The organism is Brevundimonas sp. GW821-FHT02A10 (assembly GCF_059422025.1).
This window is the reverse complement of the sequence record NZ_JBWKWC010000003.1, coordinates 113885-131148: the sequence shown is the minus strand read 5'-3', so window position 1 is coordinate 131148 and position 17264 is coordinate 113885. Positions and strand designations below refer to the sequence as shown.

The window sequence follows — 17264 nt, the reverse complement described above, 5'->3', positions numbered from 1 at the left end:
GCGAATATCGCCTGCGCCGGCGTGGAAACGGCCTGTTTCGACGCCAGGCGCGAAAGAAGCAGGACCGTCAGGGTCATGAAGGCGGATCTCCAGGATCGCAGACATGAAAAAGGGAGGCGTCAATCGACGCCTCCCTTTCTAGTCCGGCCGCCGATGGCGAGCCAGTTAACGTTGTGAAAGAATCAGCCCTCGTCTTCTTCCTTAAGAAGCTCTTCCTTGGTGATCGGCGTGTCCGTCGTTTCGGCCTGACCGAAGATCAGGTCGACGACCTTCTCCTCATAGATCGGAGCGCGCATCTGGGCGGCGGCGTTGGGGTTCTGGCGGTAGAAGTCGAGAACCATACGCTCCTGACCCGGATAGTTGCGGGCCTCGGCCATGATGGCGTTGTTCAGTTCCTGATCGGTGACGCCGACGTTGTTGGCGCGGCCGATCTCGGCCAGGACCAGACCCAGGCGCACGCGGCGCTCGGCGATCTTGCGGTACTCGACCTTCAGCTCGTCGTCCGACTTCTTCGCGTCTTCTTCCGTCAGGTCGCCCTTGGCCTTGTCGGCCTGGACCTGTTGCCAGATGCCGTCGAACTCGGCGTCGACCATCTTGGGCGGCAGGTCGAAGCTGTGGGCGGTGTCCAGCTGGTCCAGCAGGGCGCGCTTCTGCTTGAAGCGGGCGGCGCCGGCGTATTGCTGGTTCAGGTTGCCGCGCAGCAGCTCCTTGAGCTTGTCCAGCGATTCCAGACCGATGCGCTCGGCGAAGGCGTCGTCGACCACGCCGGCGACTTCCGACTTCAGGGCCTTCACCTTGATGTCGAAGGTGGCCAGCTTGCCGGCCAGGTTGGCGGCCTGATAGTCGGCCGGGAAGGTCACTTCGATGGTCTTCTCGTCGCCGACCTTGGCGCCGACCAGTTGTTCTTCGAAGCCGGGGATGAAGCGGCCCGAGCCGATCACCAGGTCCGCGTCCTCGGCGGCGCCGCCGTCGAAGGGTTCGCCGTCCAGCTTGCCCAGGAAGTCGATGGTCAGTTGGTCGCCGTCGGCGGCCTTGGCGGTCTTGCCCTTCTTGTCCTCATAGGACTTGGCTTGGCCGGCCAGTTCGGTGAGCGCTTCGTCCAGATCGGCGTCGGTCGCCTCATAGGTCGGACGGGTCAGCTTCAGGGTCTTGGGATCGACGGGCGTGAAGTCGGGCATGACTTCCAGCTCCATCTCATAGGCCAGGTCTTCCTGGCCCAGGATCACCTTGTCCATGTCCGAGATCAGCTTCATCTCGGCCGGGGCGGCGGGGCGCACCTTGACCTCGTCGAGGGCCTTCTGGCTCGTCTCGTTCAGCTCGGCGTTGATGATCTCGCCCATGAACTCACGGCCGAAGGTCTTCTTGACGTGGGCGGCGGGCACCTTGCCGGGACGGAAGCCCTTGAGCTTCATCTGCGGCGCGACTTCCTTCAGCTTGGCGTCCAGCTTGGCGTTCAGCTCGGTGGCGGGGATGGTCACGGCGATGACGCGGCTGAGACCTTCGGTGGATTTTTCGACGACTTGCATGGTCGGGATCTGACGTTCTGGGGCGCAACCGGCCAACGCGGCCATACGCGGAATGGATAAAGCAGAAAGGCCGCCCGGATAGGGCGGCGCCTCGAAGCCCGCCCTTATGTCGAGACAGGCCCCAAAGGTCAACGCGAACGTGGCGTTCTAGAGGCCGAGCCCGTCCATGGCGGGCTTCTCCCAGGGCCCGTCCTCGCCGGGAGAGCGCAACCGGGCCTCGAATCGGCCGTCAACCTTCGCCAATTGCCAGATCAGGCTGTTGGCGGCGGGGGCGATATCCGGCTTCGACTGGAAGACCGGATCGGCGAAGGCGGTCTCCGCGTCGATCAGGGTCCACCCTGCCGCTTTGAAGCCCGCCAGCACCTTCGGCAGGAACAGGGCCGTCGCGAGCGTGTGGTGGATCAGCAGGGTGTGCGGCGGGCTGTGGCCCAGCACGTCGCGGGCCAGACCGTCGTAGAAGGCGGCGCGGTCCAGCAGGTGCCGCACGAGGAAATCGCCATAGGGCGTGACGTCGGCGCCGGGGTCCTTGTCCAGCCGCTCGCGCAGGCGCTGGTCGACGTACCAGTCCGAGGCGTCGATGGTGACATGGGCGTTGCTGAGGCCCCGGTCGGCGAGGACGGCGCGCATCCGGTCGCGGGTCTCGGCCGTGCGGCCCTCGGCCAGAAAGGGGAAACGGAACAGGGGCCGGGCGGTAGCATAGGGCGCGATCAGGGGCGCGCAGCGGTCGATGTCGGCGCCGAGGTCGCCGGGGTTGGCGCCGCCGTAATAGGCGTGCCCCCAGGTGTGGTTGCCGATCAGATGCCCGGCCTCGGCCCAGGCGGCCAGGTGGGCGGCGCCCGTGGGGTTGTCGACATATTTGCCCGCGACGAGGCCGGCGGCCTTGATCCCGGCGCCGTCAAGGGCGTCGAGCACCGCGCGATGACGGGCGGCTCCGTCCAGCAGGGCGCCGTCGGCGATGTTGAAGTCGTCGATGGTGATCGCCAGGCGGGGCCCGTCGGCAGCGCGGGCGCCCGTGGCGCTCAGGGCGGAGACGGCGGCGAGGCCGGACAGGAGGTGGCGGCGGTTCAGCATGAAGCCTTCGTACAGGCCGGTGCGGTTCGGCGCGACGGCTTTCGCCTGCGGGCGCGGACCGCTATCTGTCGGGGATGAGCCAGAGCCCCTCCCCTCAAGCCCCTGTCGGCGTCTTCATCACCCCCGGTCACGCCGCTGCAGCAGAACCGCACGACCGTCTGGTGCACCAAGACCAACAAGGCGGCCGTGATCGATCCGGGCGGGTCGGCCGACGCCATCCTCGGCGAGATCGCGCGGCGCGGCCTGACGCTGGACCAGATCTGGATCACCCACGGCCACCTCGACCATGCCGGCGGCGCCGCCGAGATGCAGGAGAAGTCGGGCGTCGAAATCATCGGCCCGCACATCGAGGACCTGTTCTGGATTGAGGGCATTCCGATGCAGGGCCAGATGTACGGCCTGCCCGAGGCGCGGACCTTCACCCCGAACCGCTGGCTGAGCGACGGCGACGTCCTGACGCTGGGCGAGACGACCTGGGAGGTGGTGCACTGCCCGGGCCATACGCCGGGCCACGTCGTCTTCTTCAACCGCGCCATCGGCTTCGCCCAGGTCGGGGACGTCCTGTTCCAGGGCTCGGTCGGCCGCACCGACTTCCCGAAGAGCGATCCGGAAGCCCTGATCCAGTCGATCACGAAGAAGCTCTGGCCGCTGGGCGAAGGCGTCACCTTCGTCCCAGGCCACGGCCCGCACTCGACCTTTGGCCAGGAGCGCCAGACCAATCCGTTCGTGTCTGACCGGGCGCTGCTCGGGCCGCGGGTGTTCCGGGAGCCGACCGGGCCGTCCTAGGGTCGAGGCCCGACAAACAACGGGGGCCTTTCAACCGCACGTAGCGGCGCCTTAACCCTCATCGTAGAAACCCTGTTCATCAGGGTCGATGCGGAACCGAAATGGCGACGAGGTTGCGAATGAGATGTTCCATCGCAGCGCTTGCCTTCACCGTGGCGCTTTCAGCGGGCACGGCGGCCCGCGCCTGTATCGTCCAAACGGAGCTACAGATCGAGGACGTCCGACAAGCGGACCTGATTGTCGTCGGTCGAGTGACGCATTTCGATCCGATCCGCCGGGACCGGGACGGGAACGTCGCTTCGAGCCGTCCGGCAAAACTGACGCTAGAGGTTGATGCGGTAATCCTTGGTCGAGCGCCGACGACCCTGACGGCCGACTGGCATCGGGGGTTGAACCATGGGCCGCCAGACTCAATCCGCGGCAGCTATCTGGTCGCGCTTATCAAACAACCTCCCTCGCCCGCCGCCGATGCGACTGAGTACACAGTGCTGCGGGACGCCTGCTCCGGGTCTTTCGTCTTCCAGCGGGGCGGCGGCACAGCCAACATCGTGCGGGCGATGTACGGATTTCCACCAGAGCCTCTTTTCCCCATACCGAAATCGTTCGCTGAGAGGTTGGGCTACCGACCGCTGCAATGGCCGACACTGGTCGCCTATGGCCTCGGCGCGTTCGGGGCCTTGCTGGTAAGCCTCATCGTGTTGTGGCCAAGGCGACGCACGTCCGGTTCGGCCGAAGACAGTTCCGGGACATCGCTCCCGTCCTAGCGTCGCAGCAGCAGGCCCAACAGCACGCCCGCGCCGAGGGCGTAGAGGGCGGTCTTCGTGGGGTTGTCGCGGATCAGCTCGCGGGTCTGTTCGGCGTGGTCCTTCGCCCAGAGGCGGCCCTGATGCAGGTCGGAGCGGACGGCCTTGCGGATGCCTTCCGAGCGGGCGAAGGCGCGGCCTTCGGCGTCGGCGATCAGGGTGTCGGCCTTGCGGCCCAGGCGTTCGCCCGGCCCTTCCTCGCGCAGGTCGTCGGAGAGGATGTCGTCGGCGGTCGGGGTGTAGGATTCGGTCATTGGAAAGCTCCCTGGAGTTCGGCGAAAGAACCGCCGCCCGCCGGGTCGGGTTCCGCCCGCGTCTGAACATCGCGGACGTTTGAACGTTCTCCTCCGACAGGAGACCGACATGACCCACATTGATCCCGGCGCCCCGCCCGAATTCCCCGACGAACCCGCGGAAACGCCGGATATCGATCCGGGCGGCGCCCCCGATGAGTTGCCTCAGATTGATCCCGGCATTGGGGATGAACCCGATTCCCGAACGTTTGATCAGAATGCAAGTTGATTGTTCCGGCGACTGAATGCGTCGGCCTCGGAACCTTGACCGACTCCCGGGGTTCTTCATCGCAAGCACCACACTACTCAGGAAGGAACAGCCGAATGGCCGAAGGTCAGACCAACCGCCCCTCGGGTGTCTCCAAGCGGGGCTTCGCCTCGATGGACCCGGAACGTCAGCGTGAAATCGCCCGCAAGGGTGGAGCCAGCGTCCCGTCGGAGAAGCGGAGCTTCTCGCAAGACCGCGGTCTGGCCGCCCAGGCCGGTCGCAAGGGCGGAGAGGCCTCGCACGGCTCGCGGCGTCCCGGCGACGTCGAAGGCCAGGCGGAGTAATCCTCCCCGGAGAACGCAAGGATCAGGCGGTGAGACCAGAACGGTTTCGCCGCCTTTTTCTTGTGCCTGTCAGTTGACCCTGTTCAGGTGGCGCTGAGCAGGGCCAGGGCGACCGAGGGCTCGGGACTGGTCTCGAACAGGGTGACGGTCCAGCCGGCCGCCTCGGCCATCTTGATCACCGAGGCGCGGGTGTATTTGCGCGAGCTTTCGGTGTGGATGGTCTCGCCTTTTGCAAAGCGAATGGTCGCCTCACCGATGCGGACGCTCTGATCCCGAGTCGAGCGCAGGTGCATCTCCATGCGGGATTCCGCCGCGTTCCAGACCGCCAGATGCTCGAAGGCGTCCAGATCGAAATCGGCGCCCAGTTCGGCATTGGCCCGGACCAGCAGGTTCCTGTTGAACGCCGCCGTCACGCCCTGGGCGTCATCGTAGGCGGCGACCAGCAGCTCGGGCGCCTTGACCAGATCGACGCCCAGAATGAACAGCGAGCCGTCGTCCAGCCGGGCGCGGGCCGTCTTCAGGAAGTCGATGGCCGCGTCGCGGTCCAGATTGCCGATGGTCGATCCGGGGAAGAAGCCGATGCGACGTCCACGTCCCAGTTCCGGCAGGGCCGGCAGGTTCAGGAAGTCCCCGACCACCGGCACCACATCGATCGACGGATAGGCCGCGGTAATCCGCCCGGCCGCCTCGTTCAGGGCGTCGGGGCTGATGTCGATGGGGATATAGGTCGACAGGTTCGGGGCCGCGTCGAGGAGGATGCGGGTCTTTTCACTGGCTCCCGAGCCGAACTCTACGAGCACGGCGTTGTCGCCGAAGTCCCGGGTCAGGCGTGGGGCCAGATCCCTGAGCAGGCCCGCCTCCTGCCGCGTCGGATAATATTCCGGCAGGCGGGTGATGTCCTCGAACAGGCGCGAGCCCTCGGCGTCGTAGAACCACTTCGGCGAGACCGCCTTCTGGGGCTTCGACAGCCCCTCGATCAGTTCGGCGCGGAACTCGGCGGCGTCATCGGTATCAGCGAGCGCGGCTTCGGGCGCCGTGTCTTCGGCCAGTCTGAGGCCCATGAACGCCCACCTTTGATGCGGATAGAAGAAGTTGCGGTAGGTCGCGCGGGCGTGGCCCGGCGGGGTGGCGAAGCAGGAGCCGCGCAGGACCATCTGATTGGCCATGAACTTGCCGTTGTACTCGGACGCCGTGCCGTCGGTTGGCTGGAACCCGGGATAGGGGGAGTAGCTGCTGGCCGTGTGCTGCCAGACCTCTCCGAACAGGTTCGCGAAGGCGGCGGGTTCGGTTACAGCCGCATGCTCCCACTCCGCCTCGGTCGGCAGGCGCTTGCCGGCCCAGCGGGCGTAGGCGTCGGCTTCGTAGAGCGAGATGTGGCGCACAGGGGCGGTCGGATCGACGGGGGCGAGGCCGGACAGGCCGAAAACAGACCAGCCCCCCTCCTCCGCATGCCAGTAGAGGGGCGCGCTCCAGCCTTCGCCCTTCACCGTCGCCCAGCCGTCGGAGAGCCAGAGTTCGGGCCGGCCGTAGCCGTTGTCCTGAATGAATCGGATCCAGTCGCCGTTGGTGACCAGATCGTTGGCCAGGGCGAAGGGCTGGAGGAAGGTCTGATGCGCCGGGCCCTCGTTGTCGAAGGCGAAGCCCGCGCCGTCATGGCCGATGGTGACCAGACCGCCGTCGAAGCGGGTCACGCTCCCGACCGCAGGCTGAACCGGCGTCTCGCGCGGCTCGACGGCATAAGCGGCCGGATCCAGCGGCGAGCGCGACATCAGATAGAGCAGGTCCATCAGGAACAGCTCCTGATGCTGCTGGTCGTGATGGAGACCCAGGGCGAACAGATAGCGTTCGGCGCCCGAGGTCAGGCCGCGCGAGAGCCGGTCGACCATGCGGCGGTCGATCTCGCGACGATAGGCCATGACCTCGTCCAGCGAGGGCCGGGTCATGAGGCCGCGCTCGGGCCGGGCGACGCGTTGGCCGAGGGCTTCGTAGTAGGAGTTGAACAGCCGGCGCCAGCGCGGGTCGACGGGCGTATAGCCCGGCTCGGCGGCAAGGATCATCTCCTCGAAGAACCAGCTGGTGTGGGCCAGATGCCATTTGCCCGGGCTGGCGTCGGCCATGGGCTGGGCGGCCAGATCTTCGGCGGACAGTCCCTGCGCCAGTTCCGGCATGCGGGCGCGGACGGCCCGATACAGGTCGATGTCGTCCGAGGCGGACGACGGAATACGTGCGAGATCGTTCATAGTGACAGCCTCCGCCCGGGTTGCCCACGGCGGTTCCCCACCCGGCCCTGAAATGTCACCGGCGCGGTTTGGTTCCTGTGTCGGGAACCGCAAGCGTCGATGGCGGGGAGATGGGGACGGCCGTCAGCTTCGCCATGGATCAACCACCGTTCGCCGGAAGAAAAGCCCCTTCGGCGAACGGCTGCTGACAAAAACGGGCGACCGCCGTTTTACCGGACCGGCTTGCCGCCGTGCTTGGCGTATTCGAGCCGCGCGATGGTGCGGTTGTGGACCTCGTCCGGACCGTCGGCGAGGCGCAGGGTCCGCACCCCGGCGTAGAGTTCGGCCAGGGGCGTGTCGCCCGAAACGCCGGCGCCGCCGAAGGCCTGGATGGCGTCGTCGATGATCTTGAGCGCCATGCGCGGGGCCGCGACCTTGATCTGGGCGATCTCGGACTTGGCGTTCTTGGCGCCGGCCTGATCGATCATCCAGGCGGCCTTGAGCACCATCAGGCGGCACATCTCGATATTGGTGCGGGCCTCGCCGACGCGCTGCTCCCAGACCGAATGCTCGGCCAACTGCTTGCGGAAGGCGGTGCGGTTGAGCAGGCGCTCGCACATCAGGTCCAGGGCACGCTCCGCCGCGCCGATCGTGCGCATGCAGTGGTGGATACGGCCCGGCCCGAGACGCCCCTGCGCGATCTCGAAGCCCCGGCCCTCGCCGGCGATCAGATTCGTCACGGGCACCCGGACGTTGTCGAGGACGACCTCGGCGTGACCGATCGGGCGCTCGTCATAGCCGAAGACGGTCAGCATCCGCTCGACGCGGAAGCCGGGCGTGTCGGTGGGGACGAGGATCTGGGACTGCTGCTGGTGGGTCGCCGCCGAGGTGTCGGTCTTGCCCATGACGATGGCGATCCTGACGTTCGGGTGACCCATATTGGTCGACCACCATTTGCGGCCGTTGATCACATACTCATCGCCGTCGCGGACGATGGAGGTCTGGATATTGGTGGCGTCGGACGAGGCCACGGCCGGTTCGGTCATCAGGAAGGCCGAGCGGATGGTCCCGGCCATCAGGGGCTTGAGCCACTGCTCCTGCTGGGCCTCGTTGCCGTACATATGGAGCACTTCCATATTGCCGGTGTCGGGGGCGTTGCAGTTGAACACCTCGGCCGACCACAGCGACCGGCCCATGATCTCGGCCAGGGGCGCGTATTCGAGGTTGGTCAGGCCCGCGCCGTGCTCGCCGGGCAGGAACATGTTCCACAGACCGGCCTCGCGCGCCTCGGCCTTCATGGTCTCCATGATCGGCGGCTGGACGGTGTGGTCGGCGTGGACCTGGGCCCAGTATTCCTCGGCGCGCGGATAGACCTTGTCGTCCATGAAGCGCTGCACCCGCTCCTGCCAGTGCAGGCCGCGTTCGCTGTGCTTGAAGTCCATGTGCGTATCCTCTTCTCGTTGTCCCCGGTCGTGCGCCGGGCTTGGGGAGCAGAAACGAAAACGGCGCGGCCCCCGAGGAGCCGCGCCGTCCGTCAGTCGTGTTGTCGCCTGCGCATCAGCGCTTCAGCAGCGCCGGCAGCTTCTGGGCGATCATCATGTCGCCCGCGATCTTCAGCTTGCCCTGCATGAAGGCCATCATGCCGTCCAGCTTGCCTTCCGACAGGGCGATGAAGTCGTCCCAGCTGATGGTGACGGTGGCGTCGGCGGGCTTGTCCTCATTGGTGACCGTGTTCGGGGTCGAGGCGCCGTCGATGTAGATCTTGCCGACATCGCCCAGGTCGATCTTCACGGTCTTGCCCAGACCGGAGTTGTCGCCGACGGCGTTGCGGATGTGATCGGTGACTTGAGCCAGATCGGCCATGGGTCGTCTCCCTAGGATTTTGTCGCCCGGATTTCGGTGACCAGAGCCCTAGACCGCCGCGCGGAGCCTCACAAGATCACGTCGGGGAAAGATCGACTTAGAACAGGGAGAAGGCCTTGCCGACGAAGACGCCGAACTTGAATTCATCGTCCGTGTTCACGTAGCCGAACCGAACCCCGCCGGTGAGATTGCCGTCGCCGTTCGGTGCGAGATAGATCGGAAAGTCGACGGCGACCTCTCCTGACAACACGTCAAATTCGATACGGGGGGCGATTCCTACAGCTGGAATCAGGGGGATGCCTTTCAGGTTCTGAATATACTTCAGCTCGGAAGCCATAATGAGCTTCTCCCCGAATTCCGGTCCTGCAAGCGGTCCGGGCACACAGGTAACGAAGGTAGCCCCTGCAACCGGGATCGGGCAGGCGGTAGCGGCTTTGGCCGCTTCATAACCGCGTTGATAATCCAGATCGATCGAGGCGGAAGAGCGGTCGAACGGGAAGAAGGTCAGGCCCGCGCCCACACTCCAGGAGACCCGCTCGGTCTTCGTCTTATCAAGGCTCGGCGATGCATAGTATGTGAATTCGTCATACCCCAACGCGCCTCGGAGCGACCAATCGTAACTCCGCTGCAAGGCTGCGCGGGCGTACTCCAGCTCGTAGGTTTCTTCCTCACCCTCCTCGAAGAATTTTTCCTTGAACGCATCGTCAAGCTGCACGCAACCGCGTGCATAGGCTGGCGTCGCTGCGCGGCACCGCTGGCGCGCCGCCTGCGCTATTGCACTCAGGCGCGCAGCGGCAGCGGTCAAGGTTCTGGCATGTCCGCGCGTGAATTCGACCTCGAACTTGGCGCCCGAGGCCAAACCGTCCAGGGTCGCGAAAGGTGTGTCGCCGTCCTTCGCAAGCGGCGCTGACAGGGTCAGACTCGTGACCTCACGAATGATGTCGACAGCCCCCTCGGATGCTCGGCCGTCGTAGTCCAGGGTTCTGCTCAGCGCGAACGACGCGCGCCCCCCGTCCGGACCCGCGATCAATCCAAACTCTGTGTTCCGTGCTTCATGTCTGGCCGCCGGTGTCTGTTCCTCGTCATCCGCCACAATCCAGGACACGCCCCAACTGCTGATGGGGGGGGGATTGTCCTGCTCCGACGATGCGCCTTCGACGTTCCCCGCCGCCGCGATGCTTACCGGAGCGGCCGCTGGCGCTGCGGAGGGCGCTTCAAGCCTGGCCAATCGGGATTCGAGCGCATCCATATTGCTGCGAGCCGCCGCAAGCTGGCTCCGCAACGCCGCGATTTCATTGTCGCGGTCCTGCGCCGATGCGGGAGACGAGAGCAGCCCGGCCGTGACGGCGCATGCCAACAAAAATCTCATTGCGCCGAGACCGTGAACTGGCTGTCGCCATGGTCGATGCCGGCTTGGCTACCGACAGTGACGCTCAGCGGCGAAATGACATCGTCGCCGCCCCGCGTGATCCTGATCGTCGTGCTAGCATTGATCGTCCCACGGCAAACGACTGTGAGGTCGTAGAGATGATCGGACTGCACATAGATATTGCAGTCGTTATTGCCATTAAACGGCACAACCCGATCGTCGATCAGAACGTCCGTCCGCTTTACTTTGGCGTTGTCCTGTCTCGTAACCTTGATCTTCACCGGCACAGCGGTCATTGCCTTCCCTCCCAAGGAAATTCAAATTACACCGTTATTCCAGATCAGCATCCCGTCAAGATTGTTCTGATAGAATTCCACCAACCTCAGGATCTCAACTTTCGCTGCGCCGCCGTCCCCCTTGGCGCATGTCAGAACGCCGCCTCCCGCTCCGTCCACAGGTCGAGGTCCGTCTCGCGGCCGATCAGCGCCAGTCCCGAGGCGATGGATTCGAACTCGCCGCCGGTTTCGATGCGGTCGGCGCCGAAGCGGCGCGCGAAGATGTCGCGGACGGCGGGGACGAAGGAGGTGCCGCCGGTGAGGAAGATGCGGTCGACGCCGGACGCCTCCAGCCCGGCTTCATTCAGGGCCTGGTCGACGGCGGCTTCCATGGCCGCAAGCTCGGGCGCGATCCAGCCTTCGAAGGTCTGGCGGGTGACCTCGGCCTCGATCTCCACCGAGCCGGCCTCGAAGGCGAAGGTCGCCTCTTCGTCCTGCGACAGGGCCATCTTGAGCGCCGACACGGCCTGATAGAGGGCGTAGCCGTGGTTGTCGTCCAGCACCTCGACCAGCCGCTCCAGTTTCTCGGGCTCCACCGCATTGCGGGCGATGTCGCGGATATCCTTCATGTCGCGCGAGGCGCGCAACAGGGCCAGCTGGTCCCAGCGGGCGAAGGCGGCGTAGTAGCGCTGGGGGATCGGCAGGGTCTTGTCGAAGGTCCGGTACTGACCGCCCTTGCCCAGCTCGGGCGAGACCAGATGATCGATGATGCGGTAGTCGAAGGCGTCGCCGGCCACGCCCACCCCGGACCGGGCCAGGGCGTGGGAGCGAAGGCCGTCCGGCGTCTGTTCGAAGCGGACGATGGAGAAGTCGCTGGTGCCGCCGCCGAAGTCGGCGACCAGGACCGTGGCGTCCGTCTTCAGGGTGCGGGCGAAGAAGAAGGCCGCGCCGACGGGCTCATAGGCATAACGGATATCGGTGAAGCCCAGCCGCTCGAACCCCGCCTGATAGCGCTCCAGCGCCAGGGCCGCGTCGGGCGAACCACCGGCGAAGGTGACGGGCCGCCCGACCACGATCCGGGGCGGCAGGTCGGCCATCCCCTCCCCGCCATGGCCGCGCAGCTGGAGCAGAAAGGCGCCCAGCAGATCCTCGAACCTGTAGCGGCGGTTGTCGATGACCGTCTCGGTGAAGGCGGCGCTGGCGGCGAAACTCTTGAACGACTGGATGAAGCGGGTGTCGAGCGGGTCCTCGACATAGGCGTCGATGGCCCAGGGCCCGGCCGTGACCACCCGCTCCGGCGCCTGTCCCGGCGTCTGGTGCAGCTGGAAGCCCAGGGTCGAGCGGAAGGCGGTCAGGTCGCCGGTCGGCGCCTCGAACCGCAGCACCTCGGCCTGGCCGTCCGCGCGCGTCACCGCGACCACCGTATTGGTGGTGCCGAAGTCGATGCCGATGGTGAGGACGGGGTCAGTCTTGAGGCCGGGGGGCATGGCGGACTTTCGAAGCGCAGCAAAACCCGCCGCTTCGCAAAGCGCAGGATCTGGAATGGGATGAGATCGAGACAACAGAGGCCCCCGCCTCGACGCCACCGGTGTCCCGCGCGTGAGTGGGCTTGTCAGAAGTTCTTAGGCCGGGGAGTCAGTCCTGCAAAGCCCGGCGGCGCGGAAACAGGTGACGACGCCCCCGGAGCGCCAATTCTGGCCCGCGTGGACGGCGATTGTCCCTCGACAGGTCGTGGCGCAGCATGCCGTCCCCAACCGGAGATTTCACAATGATCGCTCGCCTTCACCTTGTCGCCGCTTCGGGCGCTATCGCGCTGATCTGCGGGGCTTCCGCCGTTCAGGCCCAGACCACGGGGCCTGAAGGTCCCGCTGTCATGGTTTGCAATGTCTCCGGCATCTTCGCCACATGCGCCAACGGGATCATCGGCGGTCCGGGCGTGCCGTCGTCCTTCGTGCCGTTGTCCGACTTCGCCTCAAGCGGAGACCTCTCCCGTTCCTCCAATCTGCTTTCTGCCGGCGTGGCCATGAGCAGCGCTCTTGATTTCCAGTCGCCCGCGGACGGTGAGACGAACCGGATTGGCGCCGGAGCCGCGACCTTCAATGATCAAACGGGTGTCGGAGTCACCCTGACGCACCGCGAAGGGGCCTGGGACGCGAGCGTCGGTTTCGCCGCCTCGAACTACCAGCACCTTTCCAAGGTGTCCGTCGGGTTTTCCTGGTAGCCTCTCGCCCTACCCTTGCCGTCCGTGGGCGGCGGCAAGGGTGGGCGGCGGGAAATCTGGCGGAGACGGAGGGATTCGAACCCTCGATACCCCTTACAGGGTATGACGATTTAGCAAACCGTTGCCTTCAGCCACTCGGCCACGTCTCCGGCAGGAGGCGTCGATAGCGAAGGTCGTCGCCGGGCGCAATCGGCAAGACGTCAGTTGAGGCCAGAAGTTTGATCGAACGGCAAAACGCCGGGCGTTAACGCGACATCCACGGCGGCTGTGCAGGATGCGGCGGAGTTCCCCAGCCGACGGACGACGATGTCGAACACCCTGAACGTGACCCGCCTTCACAAGGGCGAGCCCGAAGTCCCGGCGCGTGCCGGCGACAGCGGGGCGTTGCAGGCGCTCGCGCCCAAGGCGGACACCAAGGCCGACGGGGCTTCGCGGCGGGGTCCGTTCCGGCCCGAGGTCTGGCTGAATGCGCGCCAGAAGCACGGTTCGCGGCTATCGGTGCACTATTTCCGCGCGGTGGACGTGCTGGCGGTCATCGCCGTGACCCTGGCCTGCGGCTGGGCCATGTCGCCGACCAATCTGATGGCGCTGGAGATCGCGCGCGCCGTGCCGATGATCCTGGGCTGCGTCGTCCTGCTGGGGCTGATGAAGTCGCTGGGCCTGTACCAATTCGACCGCGAACAGTCGCTGACCCTGCATCTGGCCGCCCTGACAGGAATGGCCGCGACCGCGGGCGCCCTGGCGCTCGGCGCGGGCTGGCTGCTGCGTGGCTCGGCGCTCGAGCTCGAGACCCTGGCCGGCTGGACCGGCGCGGCCCTGATCGCCGTCATGATCCTGCACAGCCTGTGGAGCTGGATGGTGGCCCACTGGCGCGACACCGGCGCCCTGACACCCAATATCGTGGTGGTCGGCGCAACCCGCCATGCCGAACGTCTGATCAGGGACGCCCTCAAGCGCCGCGACATCAATGTGCTGGGCGTATTCGACGACCGTCTGGCCCGCAACCCCGACAGCGTCGAGGGCGTACCGGTCCTCGGCGCCGCCGGGGCCCTCCTGAACCACAAGATCACCCCCTACGTCGACCGCATCGTCCTGGCCATCGACCCCGAGGCCCAGGCCCGGGTGCGCGAGCTGACGGCGCAGCTGCAGACCCTGCCCAATGAAGTCACCCTGCTGGTGGATCCTCAAGGGGAACAGGAGCGCACCGCCGCCCTGACGAAGCTGGCCCGCGCGCCGCTGGCCTCGCTCAACGCCGCCGACGCCGACCGCCGCGCCTTCCACAAACGACTGCAGGACATCGTCATCGGCGGGCTGGGCCTGATCGCCGTCTCGCCGATCATCGGCCTGTGCGCCCTGGCCGTGAAGCTGGACAGCCCCGGCCCGATCTTCTTCCGCCAGCGCCGCCACGGCTTCAATCAGGAAGCCATCGTGGTGTGGAAATTCCGCTCCATGCGTCAGGAGGCTTCCGACGCCACCGCTTCGCGCCAGGTCACAGCCGACGACGACCGGATCACCAAGGTCGGCAAATTCCTGCGCAAGACCAGCCTCGACGAACTGCCGCAGCTTCTGAACGTCCTGACCGGCGAGATGTCGCTGGTCGGCCCGCGCCCCCACGCCATCGGCATGAAGACGGGTCCGGTCGAGTCGGCCCTGCTGGTCGCCGAATACGCCCATCGCCACCGCATCAAGCCGGGCATGACCGGCTGGGCCGCCATCAACGGCTCGCGCGGTCCCCTGGACAGCGCCCATGACGTGCGCCGCCGGGTACAGCTGGACGTCGACTATATCGAGCGCCAGTCCTTCTGGCTGGACCTGTGGATCATGGCCGTGACCCTGCCCGTCCTGCTGGGCGACCGGTCGGCGGTCCGGTGATCATCTGATGTTCTGGCGTGGCGTCTGGGGCTATCTGCCCGCGAATATCGTTCAGGGGGTGGTCGGGTTTCTGGCCATCTTCATCTTCACACGCCTGCTGACGCCCGAGGATTTCGGCCGCTACGCCCTGGCCTTCTCCATCGTGACCCTGTGCCACGTCGCCGTCTTCAGCTGGCTGGAGGCGGCGATGGCGCGGTTCTGGGCCGCGCAGCAGGCGGGCGCCGACATGGCCGCCCATTTCGCCAGCATCTATCGCACCGCCTTCATCCTGATTGCCGGTTTCATCCCGGTGGCGGCCGTCGTCCTGTGGTTCGCCCCCATCGACCCGCTGTTCAAGGCGGCCATCGGCGCGGGCCTGCTCGGCAGTCCGGCGCGGTGCCTGGCCAAGCTGGCGCAGGAGCGGTTCCGCGCGGCGGGCGAGGTCTCGCGCTCGGCCATGTTGGACATGGCGACCACCATCGGCGGCCTGTGCATCGGGGTGGCCTTCGCACTTTGTGGAGCCGGTGGGGCAGCGCCTCTGGCGGGGCTGGGTCTGGCCCCTCTGGCCGCCCTGCCCTTCATCCTGCCGGGCGAGCTGAGACAGGCGAAGTCGGGCGTGGTCGATCCGGCGCGGCTGAAGTCCTATGCGGCCTATGGCTATCCGATCGCGGCGTCCCTGACGCTGGCGCTGGTGCTGGCCTCGACCGACCGCTTCCTGCTGGCCCTGTTCATGGATGAGGCCGCGGTCGGCGCCTACCATGCGGGCTATTCGATCGCGAACCGGACGCTGGACGTGCTGTTCCTGTGGCTCGGCGCGGCGGGCCAGCCGGCGCTGGTCATGGCGCTGGAGCGCGGCGGGCTGGAGAAGCTGAAGATCGCCGCCCGCGAACAGGCCTCGACCTTCTTCCTGATCGGCTTCCCGGCCGCGGCGGGCGTGGCCCTGGTCGCCAAGCCGCTCGGCGAGGTGATGATCGGCGAGAGCCTGAGGGTCGCCGCCGCCCAGGTGACGCCCTGGGTCGCCCTGTCGGCCCTACTCTACGGTCTCACCGCCTATTATTTCGGACAGGCCTTCACCCTCGGCCGCAGGACAAAGCTGCTGCTGGTCGCCATGAGCGTGCCGGCCTTCGGCAATGTGGTCCTGAACTTCATCCTGATCCCGCGCTTCGGCGTCGTCGGGGCGGCCTGGTCGACGGCGATCAGCTTCGGCCTCGGCATGCTGGCGACCATGCTTCTGGGCCGCAAGGTCGTGCCCCTGCCCATCCCGTGGGAACCGCTGGTCCGCTGCGGGATCGCGACCGGGATCATGGCGCTGGCGGTCTCGGCGCTTCCCGCCATCGGCGGCCTGCCGGAACTGATCCTCGACGCCTCGGTCGGCGGCGTCGTCTATGCGGCCGTGGCCCTGACCATCAATGCGGCGGGGGTGCGCGACATCGCCCTGTCCCTGCTGCAGAAGTTCCGCGCCCGGCAGGTGACGGCATGACCGCCAGGCCGCGCACCACCGAAAACGCCGCATGGACCGGCGCCGAGCCGATCCTGTCGGTGCTGATGCCCTTCCTGCGCGACGATCCGCGCGATCTGCTGCGGTTGCTGGACCGCGAGGCCGCCTCGGTCGGCCGTTCGGTCGAGATCGTGGTTCTGGACGACGGCACCGGCGACAAGGTCCTGACCGGCGGCCTGATCGACGTGATCAATGCCATGAGCCTGCCCGTCCGCCTGATCACCCTGGCGCAGAACGAGGGACGGTCCGTCGGGCGTAACCGTCTGGCGGCTGCGGCGCGGGGCGGCAGCCTGCTGTTCCTCGACAGCGACATGCGGCCGGACACCTTCCATTTCCTGGGGACATGGGCCGATCTGGTGAAGACGCAGGGCCCGGCCGTGGCCTTCGGCGGCTTCTCCCTGCTGCAGGCCCCCACCGACGGGAAATTCTCGGTCCACCGGGCCATGGCGACCAAGTCGGAGTGCCTGCCGCGCAACGTGCGCGCCCTGACGCCCGAGAAATACGTCTTCACCTCCAACCTTCTGGTCCGCCGCGACGTGTTCGAGGCCGAGGCCTTCGATTCGGCCTTCACCGGCTGGGGCTGGGAGGATGTAGAATGGGCCATGCGGGTCTCGCGCCGCTGGCCGGTGATCCACGTCGACAATCCCGCGACCCATATGGGCCTCGACACCACGGCGTCCCTGGCCGGAAAATATGAGCAGTCGGCGGCCAATTTCGCCCGGGTGGTGGCTAAACACCCGGACATCGTCTCCGGCTATCCCAGCTTCCGCGTGGCGAAGAAGCTCAAGCGCCTGCCGATGCTGAAGACGGTGCGGCCGCTGATCAAACAGGCGGCGATGACCGACTGGCTGCCGGTCAAGGCCCGCGCCTTTTCGCTCAGGCTCTACCGCGCCGCTCTCTATGCCGAGGCCGTATGAAGGGCCCGCCGCCAAAAGAC

At 66.6% G+C, this 17264-nt stretch carries 17 protein-coding genes and 1 tRNA gene; 8 read left to right on the top strand and 10 right to left on the bottom strand.

Translation table 11 applies throughout. The features are described from left to right. Nucleotides 1–182: 182 nt before the first annotated feature. On the bottom strand, nt 183–1526 hold the full coding sequence (gene tig, locus AC07U0_RS10195) for a trigger factor (RefSeq protein ID WP_494719910.1): 1344 nt from the start codon (nt 1524–1526) through the stop codon (nt 183–185). Between the two features lie 147 nt (nt 1527–1673). Next, nucleotides 1674–2597 (bottom strand): polysaccharide deacetylase family protein, encoded by a 924-nt coding sequence (locus AC07U0_RS10190; RefSeq protein ID WP_494719909.1) that lies wholly within the window; start codon nt 2595–2597, stop codon nt 1674–1676. 186 nt (nt 2598–2783) lie between these two features. Here AC07U0_RS10190 and AC07U0_RS10185 point away from each other — a divergent pair, with 186 nt between their 5' ends. Then, nucleotides 2784–3383 carry an MBL fold metallo-hydrolase gene (locus AC07U0_RS10185; RefSeq protein ID WP_494719908.1) on the top strand — a complete coding sequence of 200 codons (600 nt, stop codon included), beginning with the start codon at nt 2784–2786 and terminating at the stop codon, nt 3381–3383. 119 nt (nt 3384–3502) lie between these two features. Next, nucleotides 3503–4147: a hypothetical protein gene (locus AC07U0_RS10180; protein ID WP_494719907.1), complete on the top strand. Its 645-nt coding sequence runs from the start codon at nt 3503–3505 to the stop codon at nt 4145–4147. On the opposite strand, the gene AC07U0_RS10175 is transcribed toward AC07U0_RS10180, so the two are convergent. Then, nucleotides 4144–4440, bottom strand: a complete 297-nt coding sequence (locus AC07U0_RS10175; RefSeq protein WP_494719906.1) for a hypothetical protein — start codon at nt 4438–4440, stop codon at nt 4144–4146. The two genes, AC07U0_RS10180 and AC07U0_RS10175, sit on opposite strands and share 4 nt — an antisense overlap. Before the next feature lie 109 nt (nt 4441–4549). On the opposite strand from AC07U0_RS10175, the gene AC07U0_RS10170 reads away from it, so the two are divergent. Next, nucleotides 4550–4708, top strand: coding sequence for a hypothetical protein (locus tag AC07U0_RS10170; RefSeq protein ID WP_207931810.1), 159 nt, complete (start codon nt 4550–4552; stop codon nt 4706–4708). Nucleotides 4709–4803: 95 nt separating this feature from the next. Next, a complete protein-coding gene (locus AC07U0_RS10165; RefSeq protein ID WP_494719905.1) occupies nt 4804–5031 on the top strand; it encodes a con-10 family general stress protein in 228 nt (75 codons plus the stop codon). A gap of 83 nt (nt 5032–5114) precedes the next feature. Here the strand turns inward: AC07U0_RS10165 and egtB are convergent, their stop codons facing one another. From egtB to AC07U0_RS10135, 6 genes are all read right to left on the bottom strand, one after another. Further along, nucleotides 5115–7271 carry an ergothioneine biosynthesis protein EgtB gene (gene egtB / locus AC07U0_RS10160; RefSeq protein ID WP_494719904.1) on the bottom strand — a complete coding sequence of 719 codons (2157 nt, stop codon included), beginning with the start codon at nt 7269–7271 and terminating at the stop codon, nt 5115–5117. Between the two features lie 209 nt (nt 7272–7480). After that, nucleotides 7481–8692, bottom strand: a complete 1212-nt coding sequence (locus AC07U0_RS10155; protein ID WP_494719903.1) for an acyl-CoA dehydrogenase family protein — start codon at nt 8690–8692, stop codon at nt 7481–7483. A gap of 115 nt (nt 8693–8807) precedes the next feature. Continuing rightward, nucleotides 8808–9113: an SCP2 sterol-binding domain-containing protein gene (locus AC07U0_RS10150; RefSeq protein ID WP_494719902.1), complete on the bottom strand. Its 306-nt coding sequence runs from the start codon at nt 9111–9113 to the stop codon at nt 8808–8810. A 97-nt stretch (nt 9114–9210) separates the two neighbouring features. After that, nucleotides 9211–10470: a hypothetical protein gene (locus AC07U0_RS10145; protein ID WP_494719901.1), complete on the bottom strand. Its 1260-nt coding sequence runs from the start codon at nt 10468–10470 to the stop codon at nt 9211–9213. An 8-nt stretch (nt 10471–10478) separates the two neighbouring features. Beyond that, on the bottom strand, nt 10479–10778 hold the full coding sequence (locus AC07U0_RS10140; protein ID WP_494719900.1) for a hypothetical protein: 300 nt from the start codon (nt 10776–10778) through the stop codon (nt 10479–10481). A gap of 131 nt (nt 10779–10909) precedes the next feature. Further along, nucleotides 10910–12244 carry an Hsp70 family protein gene (locus AC07U0_RS10135; protein WP_494719899.1) on the bottom strand — a complete coding sequence of 445 codons (1335 nt, stop codon included), beginning with the start codon at nt 12242–12244 and terminating at the stop codon, nt 10910–10912. Between the two features lie 281 nt (nt 12245–12525). Here AC07U0_RS10135 and AC07U0_RS10130 point away from each other — a divergent pair, with 281 nt between their 5' ends. After that, nucleotides 12526–12978: a hypothetical protein gene (locus AC07U0_RS10130; RefSeq protein ID WP_494719898.1), complete on the top strand. Its 453-nt coding sequence runs from the start codon at nt 12526–12528 to the stop codon at nt 12976–12978. A gap of 57 nt (nt 12979–13035) precedes the next feature. On the opposite strand, the gene AC07U0_RS10125 is transcribed toward AC07U0_RS10130, so the two are convergent. Next, nucleotides 13036–13127 (bottom strand) — tRNA-Ser (locus AC07U0_RS10125). A gap of 157 nt (nt 13128–13284) precedes the next feature. On the opposite strand from AC07U0_RS10125, the gene AC07U0_RS10120 reads away from it, so the two are divergent. The 3 genes from AC07U0_RS10120 to AC07U0_RS10110 are packed head-to-tail and all read left to right on the top strand — an operon-like array spanning nt 13285 to nt 17244. Then, a complete protein-coding gene (locus AC07U0_RS10120) occupies nt 13285–14850 on the top strand; it encodes an exopolysaccharide biosynthesis polyprenyl glycosylphosphotransferase (protein WP_494719897.1) in 1566 nt (521 codons plus the stop codon). Between the two features lie 7 nt (nt 14851–14857). Beyond that, the gene (locus AC07U0_RS10115) at nt 14858–16309 is read left to right on the top strand and encodes a lipopolysaccharide biosynthesis protein (RefSeq protein WP_494719896.1); all 1452 of its coding nucleotides are present in this window, start codon (nt 14858–14860) and stop codon (nt 16307–16309) included. Further along, the gene (locus AC07U0_RS10110; RefSeq protein WP_494719895.1) at nt 16306–17244 is read left to right on the top strand and encodes a glycosyltransferase family 2 protein; all 939 of its coding nucleotides are present in this window, start codon (nt 16306–16308) and stop codon (nt 17242–17244) included. The genes AC07U0_RS10115 and AC07U0_RS10110 overlap by 4 nt, the downstream gene beginning before the upstream one ends. Nucleotides 17245–17264 lie beyond the last annotated feature (20 nt).